The 24,424-nt window shown below is 32.3% G+C and carries 21 protein-coding genes; 7 read left to right on the forward strand and 14 right to left on the reverse strand.

Going from position 1 to position 24,424, the window contains the following annotated elements:
* Positions 1-20 precede the first annotated feature (20 nt).
* Positions 21-401, forward strand: a complete 381-nt coding sequence (locus tag ACO6VN_RS09900; RefSeq protein WP_016999547.1) for a GtrA family protein — start codon at positions 21-23, stop codon at positions 399-401.
* Positions 402-655: 254 nt separating this feature from the next.
* Here ACO6VN_RS09900 and lrgB read toward each other — a convergent pair whose 3' ends face one another.
* From lrgB to ACO6VN_RS09920, 4 genes are all read right to left on the reverse strand, one after another.
* Positions 656-1,357, reverse strand: a complete 702-nt coding sequence (gene lrgB, locus ACO6VN_RS09905; protein ID WP_216683742.1) for an antiholin-like protein LrgB — start codon at positions 1,355-1,357, stop codon at positions 656-658.
* Entirely contained in the window at positions 1,354-1,770 is a 417-nt protein-coding gene (gene lrgA / locus ACO6VN_RS09910) for an antiholin-like murein hydrolase modulator LrgA (protein ID WP_194200493.1), read from the reverse strand. The genes lrgB and lrgA overlap by 4 nt, the downstream gene beginning before the upstream one ends.
* 119 nt (positions 1,771-1,889) lie before the next feature.
* Positions 1,890-2,612 (reverse strand): response regulator transcription factor LytR, encoded by a 723-nt coding sequence (locus tag ACO6VN_RS09915; RefSeq protein ID WP_194200492.1) that lies wholly within the window; start codon positions 2,610-2,612, stop codon positions 1,890-1,892.
* Positions 2,612-4,366 (reverse strand): sensor histidine kinase, encoded by a 1,755-nt coding sequence (locus tag ACO6VN_RS09920; protein WP_216683743.1) that lies wholly within the window; start codon positions 4,364-4,366, stop codon positions 2,612-2,614. The genes ACO6VN_RS09915 and ACO6VN_RS09920 overlap by 1 nt, the downstream gene beginning before the upstream one ends.
* Positions 4,367-4,505: 139 nt before the next feature.
* Between ACO6VN_RS09920 and ACO6VN_RS09925 the strand changes: the two genes are divergently transcribed.
* Positions 4,506-5,294: a putative hydro-lyase gene (locus ACO6VN_RS09925; RefSeq protein ID WP_422404600.1), complete on the forward strand. Its 789-nt coding sequence runs from the start codon at positions 4,506-4,508 to the stop codon at positions 5,292-5,294.
* 94 nt (positions 5,295-5,388) lie between these two features.
* On the opposite strand, the gene ACO6VN_RS09930 is transcribed toward ACO6VN_RS09925, so the two are convergent.
* Both ACO6VN_RS09930 and ACO6VN_RS09935 read right to left on the reverse strand, forming a co-directional pair.
* Positions 5,389-6,231 carry a tryptophan 2,3-dioxygenase gene (locus tag ACO6VN_RS09930; RefSeq protein ID WP_064204640.1) on the reverse strand — a complete coding sequence of 281 codons (843 nt, stop codon included), beginning with the start codon at positions 6,229-6,231 and terminating at the stop codon, positions 5,389-5,391.
* A gap of 2 nt (positions 6,232-6,233) precedes the next feature.
* Complete coding sequence (locus tag ACO6VN_RS09935) at positions 6,234-6,854, reverse strand: cyclase family protein (RefSeq protein WP_194200489.1); 621 nt, start codon at positions 6,852-6,854, stop codon at positions 6,234-6,236.
* Between the two features lie 123 nt (positions 6,855-6,977).
* On the opposite strand from ACO6VN_RS09935, the gene ACO6VN_RS09940 reads away from it, so the two are divergent.
* Positions 6,978-9,233 (forward strand): ATP-binding cassette domain-containing protein, encoded by a 2,256-nt coding sequence (locus ACO6VN_RS09940; RefSeq protein ID WP_422404601.1) that lies wholly within the window; start codon positions 6,978-6,980, stop codon positions 9,231-9,233.
* 601 nt (positions 9,234-9,834) lie between these two features.
* Here the strand turns inward: ACO6VN_RS09940 and ACO6VN_RS09945 are convergent.
* Positions 9,835-10,320, reverse strand: coding sequence for a DUF2798 domain-containing protein (locus ACO6VN_RS09945; RefSeq protein WP_216683500.1), 486 nt, complete (start codon positions 10,318-10,320; stop codon positions 9,835-9,837).
* Between the two features lie 309 nt (positions 10,321-10,629).
* A complete protein-coding gene (locus ACO6VN_RS09950; RefSeq protein ID WP_422404602.1) occupies positions 10,630-12,030 on the reverse strand; it encodes a 6-phospho-beta-glucosidase in 1,401 nt (466 codons plus the stop codon).
* A gap of 152 nt (positions 12,031-12,182) precedes the next feature.
* Between ACO6VN_RS09950 and ACO6VN_RS09955 the strand changes: the two genes are divergently transcribed.
* Positions 12,183-13,055, forward strand: coding sequence for a MurR/RpiR family transcriptional regulator (locus tag ACO6VN_RS09955; protein ID WP_422404603.1), 873 nt, complete (start codon positions 12,183-12,185; stop codon positions 13,053-13,055).
* A gap of 85 nt (positions 13,056-13,140) precedes the next feature.
* Here the strand turns inward: ACO6VN_RS09955 and ACO6VN_RS09960 are convergent, their stop codons facing one another.
* The 3 genes from ACO6VN_RS09960 to abc-f form a co-directional block, all read right to left on the reverse strand.
* A complete protein-coding gene (locus ACO6VN_RS09960; RefSeq protein WP_422404604.1) occupies positions 13,141-14,274 on the reverse strand; it encodes an FAD-dependent oxidoreductase in 1,134 nt (377 codons plus the stop codon).
* Positions 14,275-14,298: 24 nt separating this feature from the next.
* Entirely contained in the window at positions 14,299-14,874 is a 576-nt protein-coding gene (locus ACO6VN_RS09965; RefSeq protein WP_194200483.1) for a PadR family transcriptional regulator, read from the reverse strand.
* Between the two features lie 190 nt (positions 14,875-15,064).
* Positions 15,065-16,690, reverse strand: a complete 1,626-nt coding sequence (gene abc-f, locus ACO6VN_RS09970; RefSeq protein WP_422404605.1) for a ribosomal protection-like ABC-F family protein — start codon at positions 16,688-16,690, stop codon at positions 15,065-15,067.
* 881 nt (positions 16,691-17,571) lie between these two features.
* On the opposite strand from abc-f, the gene ACO6VN_RS09975 reads away from it, so the two are divergent.
* Positions 17,572-18,312 carry a transglycosylase family protein gene (locus ACO6VN_RS09975; protein WP_216683504.1) on the forward strand — a complete coding sequence of 247 codons (741 nt, stop codon included), beginning with the start codon at positions 17,572-17,574 and terminating at the stop codon, positions 18,310-18,312.
* A 69-nt stretch (positions 18,313-18,381) separates the two neighbouring features.
* On the opposite strand, the gene ACO6VN_RS09980 is transcribed toward ACO6VN_RS09975, so the two are convergent.
* Positions 18,382-18,945 (reverse strand): RBBP9/YdeN family alpha/beta hydrolase, encoded by a 564-nt coding sequence (locus ACO6VN_RS09980; RefSeq protein WP_422404606.1) that lies wholly within the window; start codon positions 18,943-18,945, stop codon positions 18,382-18,384.
* A gap of 246 nt (positions 18,946-19,191) precedes the next feature.
* On the opposite strand from ACO6VN_RS09980, the gene ACO6VN_RS09985 reads away from it, so the two are divergent.
* The gene (locus tag ACO6VN_RS09985; protein ID WP_422404607.1) at positions 19,192-20,112 is read left to right on the forward strand and encodes a nucleoside hydrolase; all 921 of its coding nucleotides are present in this window, start codon (positions 19,192-19,194) and stop codon (positions 20,110-20,112) included.
* 790 nt (positions 20,113-20,902) lie between these two features.
* On the opposite strand, the gene ACO6VN_RS09990 is transcribed toward ACO6VN_RS09985, so the two are convergent.
* Together ACO6VN_RS09990 and ACO6VN_RS09995 are read right to left on the reverse strand one after the other, a co-directional pair.
* Positions 20,903-22,285 carry an amino acid permease gene (locus tag ACO6VN_RS09990; RefSeq protein ID WP_017000208.1) on the reverse strand — a complete coding sequence of 461 codons (1,383 nt, stop codon included), beginning with the start codon at positions 22,283-22,285 and terminating at the stop codon, positions 20,903-20,905.
* A 235-nt stretch (positions 22,286-22,520) separates the two neighbouring features.
* Positions 22,521-23,714: a CynX/NimT family MFS transporter gene (locus ACO6VN_RS09995; RefSeq protein WP_422404608.1), complete on the reverse strand. Its 1,194-nt coding sequence runs from the start codon at positions 23,712-23,714 to the stop codon at positions 22,521-22,523.
* A 113-nt stretch (positions 23,715-23,827) separates the two neighbouring features.
* On the opposite strand from ACO6VN_RS09995, the gene ACO6VN_RS10000 reads away from it, so the two are divergent.
* Positions 23,828-24,385 carry a helix-turn-helix domain-containing protein gene (locus tag ACO6VN_RS10000; protein ID WP_194200477.1) on the forward strand — a complete coding sequence of 186 codons (558 nt, stop codon included), beginning with the start codon at positions 23,828-23,830 and terminating at the stop codon, positions 24,383-24,385.
* The last annotated feature ends 39 nt before the right edge of the window (positions 24,386-24,424 follow it).

Below are 24,424 nucleotides of genomic sequence, written 5' to 3' on the forward strand. Positions count from 1 at the left end.
AATATAAGGAGCAACTGTTTATGTACAAAAAATACGGCGAGATCGTCCGATTTATCATAGTTGGCGGCATTAATACAGTTAACTATTATTGGATTTATTTATTGTTATTAAAAATACTACAATTCAATTATTTATTGAGTCATATTACAGCATTTATATTAAGCTTTATAATTTCATTTTATTTAAATTGTTATTTCGTATATCATGTTGAGCCAACAGTTAAGAAATTTTTACAATTCCCTTTAACTCAAATAGTAAATATGGGATTACAAACTTTATTGTTATACATTTTTGTACAATGGCTACATGTAAGTGAAATATTCGCACCATTCATAGGTCTCGTCATAACTGTTCCTGTAACTTTTATCATTTCAAAATGGATACTAGTAGAAAGAACATAAAATAATTCTTGTATGAGCAAATAAACTAAGAATCGTACTACTTATTGGATTCACTAACAATTTTGTGAAGTGCTGACGCCCAAGGAAATAGTATGCGTGAGAGACTACAGGCTCGAGCTATACCCCAGGCAGGCATGCACGAATAAAATCTTTAACTTTCATAAAAATAAGCATATCACTTTCAAACTGAAATAATCAGTTAAGTGATATGCTTATTTATTTTGAGTTAGGATTTATAATCCAAACTTGTTAACTTATAGCAACAGCAGTACAAATATTGGTACAACTGCTACGACCACTACACCAACTAATACGAGAGAAATACTGGCCATTGATTCTTCTATTTCTCCTAATTCTTTCGCAGCAGCAACACCTAATGTATGTCCACTTGTTCCTAATGCTAAACCACGTGCAATTGGATTTGTTATGTTGAATAGTTTCAGCAATTTATTACCTAATGCCATAATAATAACTGCATTTAAAATAACTGCAAGTGATGTTAATTCCTTAATGCCTGAAATACCTTCAGATACTGGTAAAGCAATCGCTGTTGTTGCAGCTTGTGGTAACATTGAAGCGATAATATCATCACCGAATTGGAAAGCTTTCGCAACAATATAGATGATAACTAATGCTGAGACTGTACCTACTGCTATACCTCCCATAATATGATGCCAATGTTTCTTTAATACTTCACGCTTTTTATATAAAGGAATCGCAAAGCAAATTGTTGCAGGTTCAAGGAAGAAGTTAATAATATCTCCCCCGATTTTATAATTTTCATATGGTATGCCTGTAACTTTTAAAAATAGAATACCTACTACCATACTGAAGAATAAAGGTGCGAATAGGAAAAATCCATTTGTTTTTTTAAATAATAGTGTTCCTAATAAAAATACGACAACTGATAAACCTATTCCGAAATATGGTGTATTTACGCCTAAATGTTCCATCATGCGTAATCACCTGCCACTCTTTTACGTTTAATATTTTTAGTTTGTTTAGCAGTTTTTTCACTTGGTTTCATAATAAGTTGTGAAAATATTCCTGTACAAACAAGTAATAAAATCGTGGAAATGATTATTAATAAAATAATTAAAATTGGACTTGAACTTAAAACACCCAGTGAATTAATAACGGAAATACCTGCTGGTACGAATAAAAATCCTATATTATTCGTTAACGCTGTACCAACCGCTTCTACTTGTTCTAATTTCACAATTCTCGTAGTAAGTGCAACAAACATCAATACTAACCCGATTACTGATGCTGGCATTGGTATAGGCATAAAGCTTTCTATAATATGTGATATCAATAATATGATTGATATCGTTAATACTTGTTGAAAGAAGTTATTAACTTGTTTCATAACGACAACCTCCTGTATTTATCTCTTAAGGTTATCTTAATATGAAAACTATTAAATAAAGCGTTTTCATCCCGAGATGCAATATTTAATGTGTGAGTTACAATAAGTTGATGTCCAAATTACACCAACCCTATTTCCGCTTTAAACAACTTCATATATGATCGGCTTACTTGTAATTTTATACCATGTGTTAACGTCACTTGGTATGTGGAATTAAACCAATGTTCTACTGACTGAATATGCTTTTTATTGATGATACTAGCACGGTGGATACGGATAAATTTGGCATGGCTCAGTTTCTTTTCATAATAACTGAGTGATTCGTTTGTTTCATATTTTGTTTCTGTCGTGTTAATTGTTGTAACACCTTGATTGACGGATATCGCTATAATATCTTCTATATTTAAAATGTAAATACGATCATCAATTTCAATAGGTAACACTTCAGTTCCGTCATGATTGGATTGTTCAACTACTGATTGTTGTTCACTACTAGTTAATTTATTTACAGCTTGTTCAATACGTGCCTTTTCAAAAGGCTTTAATATATAATCAGTAGCTTCTAATTCAAATGCCTGTACAGCAAAAGTATCATGAGCTGTTGCAAATATAATATGTGGAACATGTTTCATTTTATTAATTTTTTTAGCTAAATCTAGTCCGCTTTCTTCCATTAAATTAATATCTAAAAATATCACATCAAAATCATTTGATAATAAATGCTCTAATGTTTCTTCAACATTTTCTGCTTCTTTAATATCACTAAATGACCCAATTTGATTAAGTAAATATTTTAATTCATTACGTGCTAATGGTTCATCATCTACAATTAATGCTTGCATTACATATCCTCCTCTATATGTTTATACGGTATTTCAGTTTGGACTTCGGTACCTAAATGACTAGTATGAATGCTAAGTTCTGCAGTTGGACCAAATAAACCGATTAGCCTTTTATTTAAATTTTCAAGTGCACTACCTGTTCCCGACTGTGATTCTACAATTACTTTACCGATTGTCCCCAACTTTTCCTCAGGAATGCCTTGACCATTATCTTTCACTGATAATTTAATTTTATGTTGTTCACTCGTGACTTCTACCCATATTCGATTGTCATCTTTTCTATTTGTAAAAGCATGCTTAATTGCATTCTCTACAAGAATTTGAATTACAAATGGTGGTACAAGTGCTGATTCATATTGCTCAGGAATATCACATTCAATAATAAAATGGTCTGGATACCTTGCTTGTTCTAACGCAATATATGCTCTAACTTGCTCAAGTTCTTTAGAAATTGTAATTGTGTTATTTCTTGCACCTTGCAAATTAGAACGGAAAAACTGACTCATTTGTAATAATAGTTGTCTTGCTTTTTCATGATCAATTCTAACTAATGCAGAAATTGTATTCATAGCATTAAAGAAGAAATGTGGATTGACTTGTGCTTGTAATGATTTTATTTCAGCGTCTTGAAGTAATTGTCTTTGTGTTTCAACAGCACCAAGTTCTAATTGGCTCGAGAATATTTTCGCTAATCCTTCAGCTAAACGTTTCTCAACGAATGTTAAATCATGATAATCAGTAAAATAAAGTTTAAGTGTTCCTACGATATCTCCTTGTATATATAGAGGTATTACGATTGCCGCTTCCAGTGGACAGTTAGGATGTTGGCACCCTATCTCTTTACTAGAATACACTTCTTTTTGTTGACCGGTGTCAATTACGGCTTTAGATAAATCTGTAATGATTGTTTTATCTGGAGTGTGGTGATCACTAGCAACCCCTACATGCGCTAAAATATGTGTTTTATTTGTAATAGCTACAGCTGAAACTTTCATTAAATCTTTAATCACTTTAGCAGATTCGTTTGCTGAAAACTCTGTTAATCCCTCTTTAAAGTAAGGCAAGGTTTGATTGACGAGTTTCAATACATCTTGCGTTTGAATAGCTCTCATTTGCTCTTCTTGTTTTACAGTTGAAACAATAATGGACATAAATATTGCTGTTCCCAGTCCATTAATAATAATCATAGGTAATGCTATCAATTGAACAAGTTCTAGTGCATCTGCTTTTTGTGAGGAAAACACAAGAATACATATCATTTGAATAACTTCTGTAGATGCACCAATTAAAGCACTTTGTTTTACAGATAAATACCCTTTAGATTTCATCGCTCTTTGGCCGAAATAACCAGCCACTAAACCAATAACTATAGATGAAATTAAATAAGTATATGCATCTGCTCCGCCAATATAAACTCTAAATATACCTGATAATACACCTACAAATAAACCGACGAATGGTCCGCCGATCATACCTGCCACACCTATCGTTAATACACGTGTATTCGCCAGTGAAACTTCTGGTCCTAGATGAAGGTAAATCATGCTTGAAACCACTTCGCCATTATTAATAGCTACACCTGTAAAGTTAGATAACAAGGCAAATGAAGAAAACACTATGATAAGTCTCCATTTAACGTACCATTGTTCACGCTCTCCCATCATATTTTTAAAATATGATGTATTCATTAAGATGTAAGCGACAAGTATAATGAGCCCTACTCTTTCTAGTAATAATACAAATAAATTTAACATAATAGCACCCTATATTTTTATTTTTAATTTAGTTTCTCATCCTCAAACATTTTACCATATGTCATTCATCTCAATCATATAAAGAGAAAATGTTATAATATGATATACAAGACATTTAAGATTCAAGGGGGATTTAGTGATGGATTTACAAAACGCTTTACCGAATGAAATAAGAAGTTTAATAAGACGTGGTGAATTAGAAATGCCTACTAGCGGGATGGCTAAAGGTTATGTACAAGCAAATGTCGTCATTTTACCATCAAAGTACGCCTATGACTTTTTGAAGTTTTGTTTTAGAAATCCTAAGACATGTCCGTTATTAGATGTTTCAGAAGAAGGTTCAACTTCATTTAAAAAATATGGTAAAGATGCTGATATTAGAACTGATGTAGGGTTATATAGAATGTATACAGATGGTGTGTTAGTTGATACATATCAAGATATTAGGAACTTATATACAGAAGATATGGTGAGTTTCTTAATAGGATGTAGCTTTACGTTCGAACACGCTTTAATAGAAGCAGGCATTCCAATGAGACACATCGAAGAAAAACATAATGTACCCATGTATATTACAAATATTCCGGCGTCAACAAGCGGTGTTTTCAAAGGTAATATAACTGTAAGTATGCGACCAATGACAATGGCAGATGCGATTAAAGCAACAGAAATCACAACGCAATTTAAAGATGTTCACGGCACACCTATTCACATAGGAAACCCTAGTGAAATTGGGATACAAGATATCAACACCCCAGACTTTGGTGACCCTGTAACAATTAAAAATAATGAGGTCCCTGTATTTTGGGGATGTGGTGTTACACCTCAATCTGTCGCACTTCAAGCTAAACCAGAAATTATGATTACACATGCTCCAGGACATATGTTTATAACTGATATTAAAGACAGCGAAATGAGCAATTCATAAATTTTTTTGAAATAAGAAGGGAGCGGAACTACCAGCCTGAGACATTTATTTATGCCCCAGATTGGTAGTACCACTCCGGCAATTGTTATTGTTTTTACAATTCTGTTCTAAGTTCCCAAAGTTCTGGAAAGAAGCTATGATCTATAACACGTTTTAAATAATTTACACCAGAGCTGCCACCAGTTCCTACTTTAAATCCTATAATTCTCTGCACAGTTTTCATATGACGGAATCGCCATTGACTATATCTATCCTCAACATCCGTTAATTTCTCTAGTAATTCATATAACTCAAAATATGTTTCTGCATTTAAATATATTTCTTTAAACGCTTCTTTCACTGATTCATTAGAAACATGATTGTCTGTCACTTTCCTATTTAATACTGATTCATCAATCTTAAAACCAGCTCTGTTTATAGCTTTAATCGTTTCATCGTATATACTTGGTTTTTCAAGCTGTGTTTTTAACAAATTATATATGTTAGCATCTTTTTCATATATTTTAAGCGCATGTGTCGTTTTATACCCGAGGCTATATTCAAGCATTCTATTTTGGTAAGATTGGAATCCTGAAGAACTACCTAAATCATCTCTAAACGTTAAATAATCACTCGGTGTCATCGTAGATAATACTTCCCATACTTGAATGAGTTGTTTTTGTATATTTCCTACTCGTGCTAACTTTTTAAACGCTTGTTTAAATTGATCATTTTTAACGTCATCACATGCAGAATTAATTTCATGAATTATGAGATTCATCCATAATTCTGAAACTTGATGAACGATAATAAACAATTTTTCGTCATGACTATCTGTTAATGTATGTTGTGCTGATAAAACTTTATCTAGACCTAAATATTCACTATAAGTCATATCTTCTGTAAAATCTGTCTTTACACTTTCCCCTTTGATTGAATCATCTTGAAAATTATTCATCCCTATTCCCCTCTCTTTTCAATAACTGCTCTAATCGGCGAACCATCTGCTCCCATTAAATTAAGTGGTAAACCTATGAAATGATAATAGCCAGCTGATACTTCTTCTAATAATAAATTTTCAATATTGATAATATCGTATTTATTAAAAGCGTGATGATTATCTAATGTTTTAGAATCTATATCATCTACTGAAGGGACGTCTATACCAAACACTTTAATACCAATACTTGATAAGTAAGCAATCGCATCTTCAGTTAGTACAGGTACATTTTCAGGAAAAATATTTAATTTCGCTTCATGCTTTGTTTTAATCATGATAATAGTCCCTTTAATGTCAAACTGTTCAAGTATTTCCCGAGAAATTAAATTCTCTTCAAAAACTTCTATCAATGTAGCCTCGCCTATTAATCGATTTACATCAATTTGATCTATCGTTATGCCTTCATCATCAAAATGAAATGGCGCATCCATATGTGTTCCAATATGAGTACTTGTAGAAATACTCCCTATATTTACCGAGCCCGTTTCTGATTTAGTAGCAGACAATTCAAAATTAAAAGGCTCATCCCCCGGCCAGTGTGCAATTTCGTTTGATAATTTTTGCGTAATATCAATCCACATACATATACTCCTTTACTTTGTAATCGCTAACATTATTTTATGATATAACTTCATTGTACATCAATTTAAGCAGAAGTTTTCGTTTTAAACACAAAAGGGTACAATTATATTGAGGTGAAATTTATGTCTTATATTCGCGTGCATGGTGCAAATCAAAATAATTTAAAAAACATAAATATCGATATTCCTAAACATAAATTAACAGTGTTTACTGGTCGTTCAGGTTCAGGTAAATCTTCTCTAGTCTTTAGCACATTAGCTGCTGAGTCTGAAAGGCTACTAAATGAAACATATTCAAGTTATATACAAAATCAATTAACACAATATGAAAAACCTGATGTTGATCAAATAGAACACTTGCCAGTAGCAATGGTCATTAATCAAAAAAGATTAGGCGGTAATTCTCGTTCAACAGTCGGTACTATATCAGATATTTATGCTTCTGTTAGATTGTTATGGTCAAGAATTGGTGAGCCATTTGTTGGCTATTCAAGTGTATTTTCATTCAATAACCCGAGTGGTATGTGTCCAACTTGCCAAGGACTAGGATATGTTGAAGATATAGATTTAAATGAACTACTGGATTATGACAAGTCATTAAATGAAGACGCAATTAAGTTCCCATCATTTCGTCCGGATAGCTGGAGAGGTAAACGTTATTTATACAGTGGTCTATTCGATAACGATAAAAAGCTAAAAGATTATACAAAAGAAGAAATGGATACATTTTTATATACAAAACCTAAAAAATTAAAAAATCCACCTGATAATTGGCCAAAAACTGCCAAATTCGAAGGTTTAATACACCGTTTTAGACGTTCATTTTTATTAAATGATAATTTTGAGAAAAAACGCTTTTTAGAAGATGTGAACAGGGTTGTTACAACACATAAATGCCCTACTTGTGATGGTAAACGTCTTAATAAAAAAGTGTTAAGCTGTAAAATTAACAACTTAAGCATTACAGACTTCACAGCATTACCGATAGATGAAGCTATTACATTCCTTGAAAATATTCAAGATAAAAAAGCTAACTACATCATTAAACCATTGCGTGAACAGTTACAAGCTTTGTCATACGTTGGACTTAATTATTTAACACTAGACCGTCAAACACCTTCTCTTTCAGGAGGAGAGTCACAAAGAATTAAATTAATCCGTCATCTAAACAGTCCTTTAACTGATTTAGTATATATTATCGACGAACCAAGTGTAGGACTTCACCCTGAAGATATTGAAAAAATTAACGCCATTATGAAATCAATTAGAGATAAAGGCAATACTGTATTAGTAGTCGAGCATGATCCAGATGTCATTCGTATCGCTGATCATGTAATTGATATCGGTCCAGAAGCTGGAAAGCACGGTGGCGAAATTACATTTACCGGTACATATCAAGAACTGCTTGATACACATACTGCAACAGGTAAAGCTCTGAACCGATCTCATCATATTAAAAAGAACATTCGACAACCAGAAAACTTTATCCATCTAAAAAACATTAATAACAATAACTTAAAAAATATATCTATAGATATTCCTAAGAACATTTTATCTGTATTGACAGGTGTTGCAGGTTCAGGCAAAAGTTCCTTATTAAAAGCAGGACTTTATAATCGTAACGACACAACTTTTATAGATCAAAAACCTGTTCATGCATCTAACCGTTCTAATTTATTAACTTACATGGATTTATTTGATGAAGTCCGTGAGTTTTATAGTAATGAAACTGGATTGAAAAAGAGCATGTTTAGCTATAATTCAGAAGGTGCATGTCCCGAATGTAATGGTAAAGGCGTCATCAAGACAGAACTAGCTTTTATGCCTGACTTTTCACAAATTTGCGAAGTATGTAAAGGTACACGATATAGACCTGAAGTGTTAGCAGCAAAAGTAAATGGATATTCAATAGCCGATGTATTAGCTTTAACAGTTGAAGAAGGTATTGATATGTTCAGTCATAATCACAAGATTTATAGTCGCTTAAACCATTTACAGGCAACAGGACTACATTATATGACTTTAGGACAATCACTCGATACACTATCAGGTGGTGAAATACAAAGAGTTAAGTTAAGTAGATACCTTGATCAATCAGCAACTGATGAAATATTCGTATTCGATGAACCAACAACAGGATTGCATGAAGACGATATACCAACACTGTTGTCATGCTTCGAACAATTGATAGAACAAGGTAATACAGTTATCATCATAGAACATAACTTAACTATGATGACCCATGCAGACTGGATTATCGACGTAGGACCAGGAGCCGGCATGAACGGAGGACATATATTATATAGTGGTCCACCACAAGGTATATTAGATGTAGACGATTCATTTACAGCAAAACATTTAAAACGATATATAGATTAAAGAAGGTTAAAAAGCTGAGACATTTATTGATGTCTCAGCTTTTGTTGTTTTGAGCGCGAAGAAAAAGATACTCTATTTGGATTTACGCCTTAATTAATCCAACTAAATGGCTCTTATTGGATTTTCGGCTTAGTTAATCCAACTAAATTGGCTCTTATTGGATTTTCGGCTTAGTTAATCCAACAAAAGGTGGACTACTTGGATTATTGTCTTAGTTAATCCAACTAAATGGCTCTTATTGGATTTTCGGCTTAATTAATCCAACTAAATGGCTCTTATTGGATTTTCGGCTTAATTAATCCAACTAAATGGCTCTTATTGGATTTTCGACTTAATTAATCCAACTAAATTGGCTCTTATTGGATTTTCGACTTAATTAATCCAACTAAATTGGCTCTTATTGGATTTTCGGCTTAATTAATCCAACTAAATTGGCTCTTATTGGATTTTCGACTTAATTAATCCAACTAAATTGGCTCTATTTGGATTATTGTCATAATTAATCCAATAAAAGTATAATCTCTAGCTTTTATATATTCTTTCCAAAAAGGAGTCGACAGAAATCTCATTTTCCTAAAAAAATTTCTGACTCGCTTCCTTCTTAATTTTCCATAGTCATTCTATTCACTTGAATATACCTAGTAAATATATAACGAACTAGTGGGCCCATAACAATAATTTGTAATGGTAATGCTACGATTAAATTTTTACCAAATATCGAAAGGTAGTCTATAATCATTGAATTCGAAGTATATCCAATATGAATGTAAGTAGAAACTAAGCCGTAAATAGACATTAAAAATGCCATTCCTAAAACCATACATATGGACATTGCTAAGACTGTATAGATTTTCTTATTTGTATTTGCTGTTAATTTAAATGCTATCTTTTTAGCGTTAGGTCCTACAATGAACATATCTAATATAAATGCAATAACAAATCCTATTGCAAAATCAGATATTCCTTCTATAAAAGTAATTTCCCCAATTGTTCCATTAATATAAAGATTATATATACTCATTACTAACACCATACCAAAGCACATTATCAAGCCGAATTGTATACTTTCTTTTCTAGTTGTTGGCAAATTTATCATCCTTTTCTATTTATATCTTTATAGTATAGAGAGAATAAAATTTGCTCGTAAGTGAACTTTTTGTGAACAATTATTTTAAACTTAAAAGAGGCTGGGACATAAATACATGTCTCAGCCTCTTTTATTATAATGGCAGTAGTTGACTGGATTGAAAATACGCTTATATCAAGCTTTTTCCAACCCTAGTCACCCTTGCCGGGGTGGGACTATGAAATCTATTTATTAAAATGAGATTTCTGTCCCACTCCCTGGGATTTCAATAGATTTATTTTTTTATTGATTAAATACTTACAGAAAACACTATAAAGGTAACGATTGGTTATTTAATTCTAATACAACTTCATCTTTAATTGTGCATCCTTCTTCTAAAAGTTGTGTAATTTTATTGTCAAACTGTGGTAAATACTCTTTATGTGCTATTAATAGTTCGTCTAGAACGCGCTTAGCTGTTTCTCCACTTGGTATAAGTGGATTCATAGTAAATGCTTGTAGCGCTAAGCCATAATCTCCTGTTACTGCCGCTTCTTCTACAGTTAACTCCATATTCTTCATTAACTGTAACCAACCTTTTTCTGCTGGTTTGAATGTTCCAAATGCTATAGGACGTGCACCTTCTGCTCCAATATAAGCTGAAACTTCTACCACGTCTTCTGGTGATAAATCTGGTACAGATCCTTGGTTTTTAGTAGAAACAACAATATGTGTATTTTTATTAGCATAGATAGATGCAATCGTTTCACACGCTGCTTCTGAATAATAAGCGCCACCACGTTGTTCTAACTGTTCTGGTTTGTGATCTAAGTTAACATCTTTATATAATTCGAATAATTCTTTTTCACTCTTTTTAACTTGCTGTGCTCGCGTTCCTACTTTCTCATCATTGTATTCTTCTAGCATATTCTCAAGCATTTCTTCAGTTCTATAATAGTAGCGATGGTACCCACAAGGAATCATATTCATTTGTTTAAGTTGCTCTTTGAAGAATGGTATATCATGAATATTTGCTGGAATTCCTGAATCATTACTATACATTTTATCAATAATTTCAGAAGTTACATCAACACCTTTAGTATCTTTTACGCGGTGCCAATGAAAATGATTTAAACCGGCAAATGAATAAATTAGTTCATTTATATCTTTTCCTAATAATTCAGGTTCAGCCATCATAGCACCTACTGGAACGTTACATAAGCCAATAACTTTTTCCCAGCCACCGTAACGAATGATTGAGTCAGTTACCATACCGCTTGGGTTCGCAAAATTAATTAACCATGCATTAGGACAAAGTGTTTTCATGTCCTCTACAACATCTAAAATAATTGGAATTGTACGGAATGCTTTAAAAATACCACCAGCACCATTCGTTTCTTGACCTACCATGCCGTAAGATAATGGTATTCTTTCATCTTTCACACGAGCGTCTAATCCACCCACTCTAAATTGTGTCGTCACAAAATCAGCACCTTTCAAGGCTTCTTTACGGTCGACTGTTAAATGAACTTTAACATCGTAAGGAGAAGCATCCCACATTCTTTGAGCCATTTTACCTACAATTTCTAATTTTTCTTTACCTGATTCTATATCTACTAGCCAAATTTCTCTTATTGGAAGCTCTTCGTACCTTTTAATAAAACCTTCCATCAATTCTGGAGTATAACTACTTCCTCCACCTATTGTTACAATTTTTACACCTTTAACCATTGGAAAATCCCCCTTTACCTTAATAATAGTTTCCTTTTAAAAATGTACAAGACCTTAGCATGAATCAACTTTATGATTTACAATATTGTAAGAATTTTTAATTATTTTTGTAAATGTTGTTTACAAAAGCTATAATTAATTTGGTGATAAATATGCTATTAAGCGAGAAAATGAAAGAACAAGAACGTTTTTCTATTTCCGAAAGAACAGTTATTAGTTACATATTTAAAAATTGGGATGAAATACAAGATCAAACAGCAAAGCAAATTGCAGAAGAAGCCTATACTCACCCTTCCATATTAACGAGAATTGCTAAGAAACTAGGATATTCAGGTTGGGTTGATTTAAAAGAAGCTTTTGTTAAAGAAATGTATTACTTAAATAATAATTTTCACAATGTCGATGCTAACTTTCCATTTGATGAAACAGATAACTTCATGACAATTTCAAACAAGTTAGCCACTTTAAATGAAATGACAATAGAAGACACGTTATCGTTAATCGACTATAATGCATTAAAAAAAGCAGTTGATCATTTAAATACAGCATCAGAAATTAAGATATTTTCATTAGAAAATAACCTTCAACTTTGTTATGCTTTCAAATCTCATATGATGAGAATCGGTAAAAAAGTTACGCTATGCACCTTTGACCAAGGTTACGAAGCATCAACCTGTTCGGAAGATACTTGCGTTATTATCATTTCTTACACAGGTGAAACTACAAATATTCTTAAATTGTTACCAATGATAAGAAAAAAGAAAGCAACTATCATATCGCTAACAAGTATAGGCGATAATACATTGGTCAAACAATCCGACTATCTATTCAGAATAACAACACGAGAAAAACTATATTCGAAAATTGGTAACTTCACATTAAATAACTCTATTACCTTCCTGTTAGACATCTTTTACAGTTGTATCTTTTCAGAAGCATACAAAGATAATATTGAGTTCAAAGTAAATATATCTAAATATTACGATAGTAGAAAAAGTTCAAATAAAGTAATGAGAGAAGAATGAATGAATGTGAAAATACAAAGAAGTGGAACAGAAACCTTATTTTTCTAATGAGATTTCTGTTCCACTTCTTTCTAGTTTATAAAAATTATTCTTCCACATCTAAAAAGAATTGTGCCATTTTTTCCGCACCATTTTCCGAGAAAAATATTTCTAAATTATCTTGTGACTCTTTCGCATGAACTTTTGTAGTTTCGAACATTTGTTGTTCATAAACTTTTAATACTTCAGTAAGATTATTAAAATTTTTAAATGATTCTGCTAAAAGGTAAGCATCATACAAAGCCATATTTACACCTTCACCAGCGAATGGACTCATAAGATGTGCAGCATCACCAATGATTGTAATATTTGGTTGTGTTGCCCAAGTTAAACCAATAGGAAGTTTATAAATTCTACGGAATTTAATATCATCATAACTATATGCAATATAATTTTTAAGCTCTGAATTCCAATCCCTATATTCAGCTAACAATCTTTCTTTTAATGCATCCAGTGAAAGATTACGATATTCATCAAGTTTTTCATATTTGGTTTTGAAGCTGATGTATGCCATTATACGTCCGTCTCCATTACGTTGACCTAATATAGCTTGATCGCCACCTAAGCCAATTAGCTTACCATTTTTATTGAACTTAAGAAGATCTGGGTGTTCATTCTCATCAGAATTCATCTCAATCATAGAAATACCAGTATACTCAGGTTTAGCATTTGTTAAATAAGAGCGTATCTGAGAAAATGCACCATCTGCACCAATTACTAAATCTGTCATAACAGTTGTACCATTTTCAAATACTAGCTCAACTTCCCCATTATCTCGCTGTATCAGCTTTTCAAACTTAAAACCATATTTAATATTTTCCGGATGAATTTGTTCCATTATAATATCGCATAATTTCCCACGATCGATTTCAGGCCTATTACCCTCACCTTCTGCATCTTCATCGTATAAAATTTCTCCGTCTTTACTTACAATACGTGTATCTTCACCTTCGTAACGCGCGTGCTTACGAAAAGTCTCAAAAATACCAGCCTCTTTCAAAGGTAACTGCCCACTGTCATCATGAATATCTAGTGAACCACCTCTGTCACTATGCATATTTTGATAACCACGTTCGTAAATAGTGAAAGAGAAGCCTTGTCGCTGTAATAGTAGCCCTAGCATTAATCCACCTGGACCACCACCTACAATTGCTATATGTTTTAAATCTTCTTTCTTCATTATTAGTCATTCTTCTTTCAAGTTTTATTTTTCTTCTCTGAATTGTTGAAGTTTTTCTTTAGTTTCCTTAATTAATTGTTGAAACTGTTCATATTTTTTTTCATCTTGCATTGAGATTTTACCTGCCAACATAAATGATTTGAAAAGTTCTTGTAATTCACTTCTAGATTCTTTCATTTTTCCCATATCTATATTTTGGAATTGCTCCATACGTTTTGTAAATTCATCATTACTACCGTTCTCTTCTAAAAACTGCTTTCCTTCATCAGTAATCGTATAAACTTTTTTCTTGCCATCTTTAGAAATTAATACAAACTCACGATCTTCTAACATTTGTAAAATCGGATAAACACTGCCAGGACTTGCCGAATAAAAACCTTTAAATTTTGCTTCAAGATCCTTAATAATTTGGTAACCATGTTTTGGTTCTTCTAATAACAGATTCAATATAATGAACTGTAAATTGCCTTTTTTGAAAAATCTTTCATTACCTCTTGCAGCAGCGAACATTTTTTCAAAACCATCAAAGCCACGAGAGAAACCTCCGTCATCATGTTGCATCATTGCAAGTCTTCTACTGTGAAATTGTCTGTTGAACATTATTATCACCTTTCTCTTTTCGATATATCGTTATATTAACCGATATATCGAAAGTTGTAAAGCGATATATCGTAATTTAATAAAAATAATTAAACCTTTATAAATTACACCTCTTAAACCCACTAATTTTTCATACTAAAAAGACGTTAACAACCAGAACTGGTTCAGTTAGGTCGTCAACGTCATTTCTTTATATTTCATTTTGCTTTATTTTTTCTTTTACGTAATCATAGTTGCCTTCGTATTTTGTTAATATTTGTTCTTTCAATAAGTACGTTATATTAAACAATTTATTCAAAAAGTACCTATCGTGAGAAACTGCTATAATCGTTCCATTATATTTTTCTAACGCATCTTCTATTGTTTCTTTAGAGTCTATATCTAAATGGTTTGTCGGTTCATCTAATATGAGCACATTAAAGTTTTGATTAACGATTTGCGCCCATCTTAATCTCATTTTTTCTCCACCACTTAGATATTTGATAGGTTTAAACACATCTTCACCATAAAATAAAAACTGTGCTAATATATGCCTTGCTTGACCTTCTGTTACATTCACAACTTCCCTAAATACTTCGATAACTGTTTCAGAATTTAAGTTTTCAAAAGTATGTTGTGATAAGTAACCAATTCTTAAATTAGGTGCAAGCTTTATTTTACCTTCATCTTGTTCTTCGTTTCCTAATATTAATTTTAAGATTGTACTTTTACCTGTACCATTATCACCAATAATAGCTACGTGCTCTTTTCTTCTTATTAATAGGTTAATGTTCTCAAATAAAATATCATCATACATTTTTGATACATTAACAAATTCAACAACATCGTTTGAAACACGTTGCCCCTCAGATAAATTCACATTCATTTTTTTATTTTCTAATATAGGCTTTTCAACTCTTTTTATTCTGTCCAATGCTTTTTCCATACTTTTCGCTCGTTTATACATCGCTGCATTTGGTGGCTTCGCTTGGCTCGCCCATAATCTCAATTGCTTAATAGATTCTTCCATTTTTTTAATCCGCTTTTGTTGAGTCTGATAAGCTTCAAATTCTCTAATTATACGCGCTTCCTTTTCTTTAACGAAATAACTATAATTTCCGTTGTAGATATGAAGCGTTCCTTGATCAATTTCTATAATTTGATTGACTGTTTCATCTAAAAAGTATCTATCATGAGAGACAATTACAATTGCTCCTGAGTATTGTTTAATAAAATCTGTTAACCAATCTATTGCTGAGATATCCAAATGATTTGTAGGTTCATCTAATAGAAGCAACTTAGGTTGTTTAAGTAGAATTTGTGCCAAGCCTACTTTCGTTCTCTCCCCACCAGATAATTTACTCCATGTTGAATCCAATAAGTTACTTATCTTTAGTCCATGGCTAACTCTTCGGATTTGTGCATCTTTCTCGTAGCCACCATGTTCTTCATATAATTCTTGTAATTGACCATATTGTTTTAACAATTTATTTAAATTGTCTGGATTATTTGCCATTTTTAATTCTATATCACTCATTCGCCCAGCAATACTATTCAACTCCTCAAATACTTCTGATAAACATTCGTATATATTTTTATCGTCTTGATATTTCGGTAATTGATTTAAATAGCCTATTGATAAATTTTTCTGCCAGCTGATTTGCCCCTCTGTCGGCACTTCTACACCAGCCATCAATTTTAACAGCGTACTCTTACCTTCACCATTTCTTCCAACTAATCCTACGCAATCACCATCATTTAAATCATATTTTATATCGTCAAAAATAATATCTCCCATATAAGATTGCGTAACTTTCGATATATTTATAATATTCATATTTGCTTCCTCCAAATTGTACTATAAGGAAGCTAGTGCTAGATGTTCCTTATAGCAATATTTTTCTTCAAAAAAGACACACTCCACCAATTTTGGAGAAAAATCCGCAAATTTGTTGCGAACGATTACTATAAATCTGCAACTATTAGCTAAAAGAAACATCTAAAACACCTCCGTTCAAAAATAAGTTACTTCTATTATATATTCTATAACGTGTTTCTTCTATATATATAGATAAATTAAAAAGTTTATTTTTATAAATACTTGCAATGCTATTGATTTCTATTTCACACTCAATTATGCCTCTATGTTTATTACGAGAAGATTACAAAGATTACTGACTGATGACTAACACTATAAGTCAATAAACTACCAGTAATAAAACTGATAATTCTGTTTTTTATAGTCAACTTCGTCTGAAACTTACTCGCAGTAGTTCTCAACTTGTAAGTAAATATTTCAGAGTATTTATTAAAATAAAAATATAACATCATTTTAAAATTAATATTTCAGAGTAATGCTTAATTTTTTGTTCTTACTTTTTACCTTTAATTAATAAATTCAAATATCTTAATTTTTTATAATAAACTGTCACAACAGTTCTCAGAGAGTTTCTAGTCATAAAAGATTACCATATATACAGTTAAATAAGAAAGAGTAAAATAAAGTGTATTATTACAGAGTGTGACATGAAGAAATTTTTATTACAGAATCAATTTGACATTGTAACCTTTTGTTATTTGACTGTAATTTACAAAGGGCTCATATATGTTATTGTTGTCTTGTCCCATTTTCACAGGGAAGAATTTTCTAACTAACAAAGAAATTATCAGCTAACATTAATAATAAAATTATAAAATATTACGGAGGGTTTTTAAATTATGAAAAAAGCAATTTTATCTTCATCATTAGCAGTAGCAATCGGTGCAACAGGAGTAGCTTCAACTAACGTAGCAGACGCTTCAGAACAAAATGTAAACAAGGAAGAACTAGCTCAGTTAGCTCAAGCTAATGCACCACAACTTAACCAAGAAGCTATCCAAGAAGGCGCTTATGACATCAACTTTACTTTAGATGGTTTCGAATATAACTTCGAATCAGATGGTCAAAACTTCACTTGGGGTTACCATGCAACTAATGCAGCAGACACTGAAACTCAAGCTCCAGAAGCTACACAAGAGCCAGTTGCTGAACAACCTGCAGCTGAACAAACTCAAGCTCCAGCTGAAGAAACACAAGCTCCAGCTGCAACAGAACAAGAATCAAACAATGTTGAGGCTCCTCAAGTAGAAGCACCTAAACAAGAAGCTCAACAAACTCAAGAAACTACGACTCAAGAAACTAAAACTACACAAACTTCTTCAGCATCTGAAGGTTCAGATGTAGAAGTTAATGATCACTTAAAAGCAATCGCTGAACGTGAATCAGGCGGAGACCTAAAAGCTGTTAACCCATCTTCAGGTGCAGCAGGTAAATACCAATTCTTACAAAGTACTTGGGATTCAGTAGCTCCTTCAGAGTATAAAGGTCAATCACCAACAGAAGCTCCTGAAAGCGTACAAGACGCAGCTGCTGTTAAATTATACAATGAAGTTGGCGCTTCACAATGGGTTACTGCATAATATATAAGCAGTTATAAACTTTATTTAACAAAATAATCCAACGCCCTCGGCAATAGCTGAGGGCGTTTTTTATGCTTTATTAAATATTTCTTCTACATAATACTTAACTTCAGGAAATGAATCGTAACCATCTTCTTCACAAAAATGACCGTCATGATGCTTTTTAAATACTTTTGCATCTAATCTTTCTGCCAATGATTTACTTAATGGATAAGACACAGTAGGATCTTTTGTTGCACCTATAACGACTCTATACGGTACTACATCTTTAATTTTCTCATAATCTACATTTGTTGATTCTATAAACCCATCTAATTCAGGAAACTGTATTATCTTTTCATCAAATCCTGCAACGAGTACAAGACCTTTTATGTTAATATCACTTGTTGCATTAGATATCATATCTAATACAGTGATTACTCCTAAACTATGAGCTACTATAATATTTTCACCACTAGATAAATCTATATTTTCTTTTAAAGTTTGTGACCATTCTTCTAGCTTAGGTTCTGTAGAATTAGGAAAATCAATTAAATGTCCATCTACCTCTGGAAATTGATTTTTTAACCAATCAAACCAATTTTTTTGGCTATTGGCGTTATACCCGTGTGCTATATATAAATGTTTACTCAATTAAATCACCTTCCAATGAATAATTCTTACATATCAAACCTAGTATCGCCATTAGCATACCACCTACAGGAAATATGAGCCACCAAAAACTTGATAAAAACTCCCAACCATTCATTACTCTGTCATTTGTAGTATTAATAGTAGCTAATGATAAAAAATCATATTTTGGTGAAATCGCTTTATACATATAAAATTATATGGTTTGTTATAATTATTAGTATAGATATTTTACAAAGGAGTGGGATTATGACAACACCAATTATAATTGATACTGATCCCGGTATTGATGATATTATTGCAATTTCAGCAGCTTTAAATTCACAAGAAATAGATGTTCGGTTAATCACATCTATTGGAGGAAATGTTGGAATTGAACATACGACTAGAAACGCAATTGACATTGTAGATTACTTTAAGAAGGAAGTACCTGTAGCTAAAGGTGTCAATAAACCTTTATTAAACGCTTTATCTACGGCTGAATATGTACATGGACACAATGGTATTGGTAATTATGAATTTAACACTTCACAACGTTCAAATATTTTAGAAGACAACGCTGTAATTGCTATGAGAAATGTGATTATGCAGTCTGATGAACCTATTACATTAGTTCCAATAGGGCCATTAACAAATATTTCTCTTTTATTTTCACTTTTCCCAGAAACGATTGAAAATGTAGAGAAAATAGTTTTAATGGGTGGCGCAGCTGTCGGTGGAAATGCTACACCAGTAGCCGAATTTAATATATTCGCTGATCCTCATGCTGCTCACATTGTATTTAATCAAGATTTATCTATTGTGATGTGTGGATTAGATGTCACAAGAGAAACGATGATTAACCAAGATGATGTTGAACGTCTTGCTCAATTAGGTGATTTTGGAAAAATGATTACAACGATGCTCGATGTATACAACGATTCAAACTCTGGTGGCGCAAACCAACACATTATTCATGATCTTAGCACAATATTCTACTTATTGTATCCAGAAATTTACGAAACTAAAAAAGCAAATATTTCTGTTATAACAGAAGGGCAAGCAGAAGGTTGTACATATACTGAATTTAATGAAGAAGGTTTAGTAGATGTATGTATACATGCAGATAACGAAAAATTTAGATCATATTTTGTTGATTTTGTAGAAGATATTTATAAAGAATTTGGATAAATAAATTAACGTAGCGCACTCTTTATTGGATTTTCTAACTCATTAATCCAAGTACGTACCCTCTTATTGGATTTTCTATCTCGTTAATCCAAATACATGCACTCTTATTGGATTTTCTATCTCGTTAATCCAAATACATGCACTCTTATTGGATTTTCTACCTCGTTAATCCAAGTACGTACCCTCTTATTGGATTTTCTGCCTCGTTAATCCAAGTACGTACCCTCTTATTGGATTTTCTGCCTCGTTAATCCAAGTACGTACCCTCTTATTGGATTTTCTGCCTCGTTAATCCAAGTACGTACCCTCTTATTGGATTTTCTGCCTCGTTAATCCAAGTACGTACCCTCTTATTGGATTTTCTGCCTCGTTAATCCAAGTACGTACCCTCTTATTGGATTTTCTGCCTCGTTAATCCAAATACACATACTCTTATTGGATTTTCTATCTCGTTAATCCAAGTACGTACCCTCTTATTGGATTTTCTGCCTCGTTAATCCAAGTACGTACCCTCTTATTGGATTTTCTATCTCGTTAATCCAAATACATGCACTCTTTATTGGATTTTCTAACTCGTTAATCCAAGTACGTACACTCTTATTGGATTGACTACGACTTCAACTCACATAGACATAAAAAATGCCATCTATAAATAAAAATGGACACTACAAATCTCACATATTAAATAAATGCTCCTAATCCTCGAGTAAAATATACACTGGATTAGGAGCATTATGTTGAGTAAGGAATTTCTACCTTACTCTCTTTTTAATTTTAAAATATATGAATTTTAGTATTCTCCTCTATCGACTCTATGATGACCTCTTAAGAAATAAATAACTGTCATCAGTGATAAGAAGACAATACCTATAATAACTGATACTCTTGTTTCTGCATTAAATAACATACCTATCAATACTAATACAAAGAAAGCTAATGTTATATAATTTGTGAAAGGAGCGCCAGGCATTTTGAATGGATGTCCATCTAATTCTTCTGGATGATTTTTTCTAAATCTAATATGACTAAGTAAAATCATAAACCATGGCACCATACCTGGTAGTATAGACGCACTATATACATAAACGAATATATTTTCTGATCCATCAATAATTAATGGTAATACGATGTTTAAAATAACACCTACAAAAATACCAACTGAAATTGCTAATACTGCAAAGAATGGTACACCTGTTCTCATAACTTTTGTAAATATGCGAGGCATTTGTCCTTTTTGAGCAAGTGTATAAACCATACGACTTGAACTGAAAATACCTGAGTTACAACCTGACATCGCTGCAGTAATAACAACAAAGTTAATTAATCCTGCTGCTATTGTAATACCTACTTTAGCGAATGTTGCAACGAAAGGACTACCTACATTTCCTAATTGGTCCCAAGGATAAACAGTTACGATTACAAAAATTGCACCTATGTAAAAGATTAAAATACGCCAAATTACGCCGTTTACTGCACTTTTAATATTTTTCTTAGGATCTTTTGTTTCTCCTGCTGTGATCCCTATTAATTCCACACCTTGATAGGATCCGACAACCATGGATAATGCAAAGAAGAAGCCTACTATACCTTTAGGGAAAAATCCACCGTGTTCTGTTAAATTACTTAAACCAATTGCATTTCCGCCATTACCAAATCCAAAGAATATAAGCCCGAAACCTGCAACTATCATTAAGATAATTGTGACTACTTTAATCATCGCAAACCAGAATTCAAACTCTCCAAAAGCTTTAACTGACACTAAGTTTGCAGTTGCTAAAGTTAGTACAACGATAACACCTGGTATCCATGTTGGTAAGTCTGGCCACCAATACTGCATATATTGACCTACAGCTATTACTTCACTCATACCTACTACAATCCACTGGAATATATTACTCCATGCAGTTACATATCCTGCTACTGGATGTAAATAATCACTTGCATAGTTTGCAAATGAACCTGTTGTTGGGTATAAATAAACCATTTCCCCCATAGCTCTCATGACTAAATATAAGAATAGCCCTGCTACTAAATATGCAAGTATTGCTGATGGTCCAGTCCATAAAATAGTGCTTGAAGCACCCATAAACAGACCTACACCAATTGTTCCACCAAGCGCTATCATCTGCACTTGACGAGAACTAAGACCCCTTTTTAAATGATTGTCTTCCATCTTTTCGTGTCACTCCCATACCTATTTACCAATTTTAAGTTTATTTTTTAAACTGCATGGGACAATTATACTATAAAGAGTGAGAAATAAAAGTATAAGCAGAAAGCGTTTTCCGATTTATGTAAAAAATGTGGTGCAATGTTCATTAAATTGTAATATTTACCATAATTATTTTATTTATGTAAACAAAAAGATTACTCATATTATCTGTTGAGCAATCTTTTAAATTTATATTTTATTTAGTTTGTAAAGTTTGTTCTATTGTTCTATTACGTCCTGCTTGTGAACCAAAGAACATAATTAGCAATGCGGTAATTAGTAAAACGCCAAATGATGTATTCCAGCTGCCTGTAGCGTCATGTAATATTCCGAAGAACAATGGACCTATAGCTGCGAATAAATAACCAACAGCTTGAGACATACCAGAGAGCTTAGCAGCTGTGTATCCATGTTCTGTTCTTAAACCAAAGAACGTGTTTACTAGACCAAAAGCTAAACCACTCGCTATACCAAGCAGGACGATGCCTATAATTGTCCACTCAGGTTTAATCATTAGCGATAAAATTCCTAGTACAAACAATAACCCTGTAATAAATGTGATTAAAAATTGTGATTTCATTTTTTCAGCAAATATTGGTGTTATAAATGTTAACGGTATAATTGCAAGCTGTAAAATTGATAGATATATACCAGCTGCATTTATTGAGATACCATTACTTAATAAAAACTCTGGAAGCCAGTTTATCAATGAATAAAATATTAATGATTGTCCACCCATTAATAACGTTATTTGCCATGATAATGGAGATTTCCAAACATTTATATTAGCATTTGTTTGTTGAGTAGAAATTTTTTCATGTTTTTTTAGTTGAAATGACCAAATAATAATACCGAGTAGTGTAACGACTCCTATTAAACTAATCGCAAAATTATAATTAAAACTTTTCACTAATGGAGCAGTAACATATGAAGAAACACTACCAAATATATTCATCGTAACAGTATAATAACCAGTCATTATACCTATACGTAATGGGAAGTTCATTTTAATAATACCTGGTGTGAGTACATTTCCAAAAGCAATACCTACACCTATAAGTAGTGTACCTATGTATAACCAAGATACGCCTGTAATTGCTCTTAATACAATACCTAGAAAAATTAATATTAACGCGCCAAATACTGTACGCTCTAAACCAAATCTATGACTAATCTTAGCCGCAAATAGTGAAACTACTGCGAAAGATAATAACGGTAATATCGTAATAACACTTACAGTAGTATTAGATAAATCTAAACTCTCTTTAATAGAAGGTAATGCAATACCTACAGAAGTAATAGGCGCTCTTAAACTTGCTCCTATAAGCAAGATACCTATAAACAGCATCCAATTCGTTTTTTTATTATGTTGCCTTAAATCTTCTGACATAAAACATTCTCCTATTTTATATTTTCTGTTATAATGTACAAAACGTTCGTTATAAAGAACAAATCATATTGTACAGTACGTTCGTTACATTGTAAAGAGGAGTTGTTTAATTAATGCAAAATAACATCCATACGATTGTTGCCTATAACCTTTCACAGTATCGAAACAATCAACAGCTAAGTTTAAGTACCGTTTCAAAATTAACAGGTGTTAGTAAAACGATGCTTAACCAAATAGAAAATGGTCAATCCAACCCAACGATTACAACACTATGGAAAATAGCCAATGGTCTACACATACCTATATCAGATTTAATCTCTAATAAAAACGAAAATATTCATTGTATTTCAAAGTCAGACATCATACCTATTTATAATGAACATCAAACTGTTATTATTTATCCTTACTTTCCTTTTAATGTCGATAAACAATTTGAAATGTTTAACATGGAATTAGAAGAAAATGCTGAAATGCATTCAGAAGGCCATCATGTAGGTTCAGAAGAATATGTCATCATACATAATGGTACGTTAGAACTTGATATTAATGGGATGACCAATACTATAACAAAAGATGATGCTATACATTTTTATTCTGATGTACCCCATACGTATCGTAATGTTGGTAGTGAACGCATTCACTTAACAGCTAGTATTCAATATAAAAAATAAACTTTATACATAAAACCCCTTCACTACTTAATTAGCGAA

The organism is Mammaliicoccus sp. JADD-157, assembly GCF_049310805.1.
Classification (GTDB): Bacteria; Bacillota; Bacilli; order Staphylococcales; family Staphylococcaceae; genus Mammaliicoccus; species Mammaliicoccus lentus.

Excerpts from the sequence above, each read along its gene's own strand:
- ACO6VN_RS09900 (WP_016999547.1), top strand. The coding sequence starts at position 21 with ATGTACAAAAAATACGGCGAGATCGTCCGATTTATCATAGTTGGCGGC.
- lrgB (WP_216683742.1), bottom strand. The coding sequence starts at position 1,357 with ATGATGGAACATTTAGGCGTAAATACACCATATTTCGGAATAGGTTTA.
- lrgA (WP_194200493.1), bottom strand. The coding sequence starts at position 1,770 with ATGAAACAAGTTAATAACTTCTTTCAACAAGTATTAACGATATCAATC.
- ACO6VN_RS09915 (WP_194200492.1), bottom strand. The coding sequence starts at position 2,612 with ATGCAAGCATTAATTGTAGATGATGAACCATTAGCACGTAATGAATTA.
- ACO6VN_RS09920 (WP_216683743.1), bottom strand. The coding sequence starts at position 4,366 with ATGTTAAATTTATTTGTATTATTACTAGAAAGAGTAGGGCTCATTATA.
- ACO6VN_RS09925 (WP_422404600.1), top strand. The coding sequence starts at position 4,506 with ATGGATTTACAAAACGCTTTACCGAATGAAATAAGAAGTTTAATAAGA.
- ACO6VN_RS09930 (WP_064204640.1), bottom strand. The coding sequence starts at position 6,231 with ATGAATAATTTTCAAGATGATTCAATCAAAGGGGAAAGTGTAAAGACA.
- ACO6VN_RS09935 (WP_194200489.1), bottom strand. The coding sequence starts at position 6,854 with ATGTGGATTGATATTACGCAAAAATTATCAAACGAAATTGCACACTGG.
- ACO6VN_RS09940 (WP_422404601.1), top strand. The coding sequence starts at position 6,978 with ATGTCTTATATTCGCGTGCATGGTGCAAATCAAAATAATTTAAAAAAC.
- ACO6VN_RS09950 (WP_422404602.1), bottom strand. The coding sequence starts at position 12,030 with ATGGTTAAAGGTGTAAAAATTGTAACAATAGGTGGAGGAAGTAGTTAT.
- ACO6VN_RS09955 (WP_422404603.1), top strand. The coding sequence starts at position 12,183 with ATGCTATTAAGCGAGAAAATGAAAGAACAAGAACGTTTTTCTATTTCC.
- ACO6VN_RS09960 (WP_422404604.1), bottom strand. The coding sequence starts at position 14,274 with ATGAAGAAAGAAGATTTAAAACATATAGCAATTGTAGGTGGTGGTCCA.
- ACO6VN_RS09965 (WP_194200483.1), bottom strand. The coding sequence starts at position 14,874 with ATGTTCAACAGACAATTTCACAGTAGAAGACTTGCAATGATGCAACAT.
- abc-f (WP_422404605.1), bottom strand. The coding sequence starts at position 16,690 with ATGAATATTATAAATATATCGAAAGTTACGCAATCTTATATGGGAGAT.
- ACO6VN_RS09975 (WP_216683504.1), top strand. The coding sequence starts at position 17,572 with ATGAAAAAAGCAATTTTATCTTCATCATTAGCAGTAGCAATCGGTGCA.
- ACO6VN_RS09985 (WP_422404607.1), top strand. The coding sequence starts at position 19,192 with ATGACAACACCAATTATAATTGATACTGATCCCGGTATTGATGATATT.
- ACO6VN_RS09990 (WP_017000208.1), bottom strand. The coding sequence starts at position 22,285 with ATGGAAGACAATCATTTAAAAAGGGGTCTTAGTTCTCGTCAAGTGCAG.
- ACO6VN_RS09995 (WP_422404608.1), bottom strand. The coding sequence starts at position 23,714 with ATGTCAGAAGATTTAAGGCAACATAATAAAAAAACGAATTGGATGCTG.
- ACO6VN_RS10000 (WP_194200477.1), top strand. The coding sequence starts at position 23,828 with ATGCAAAATAACATCCATACGATTGTTGCCTATAACCTTTCACAGTAT.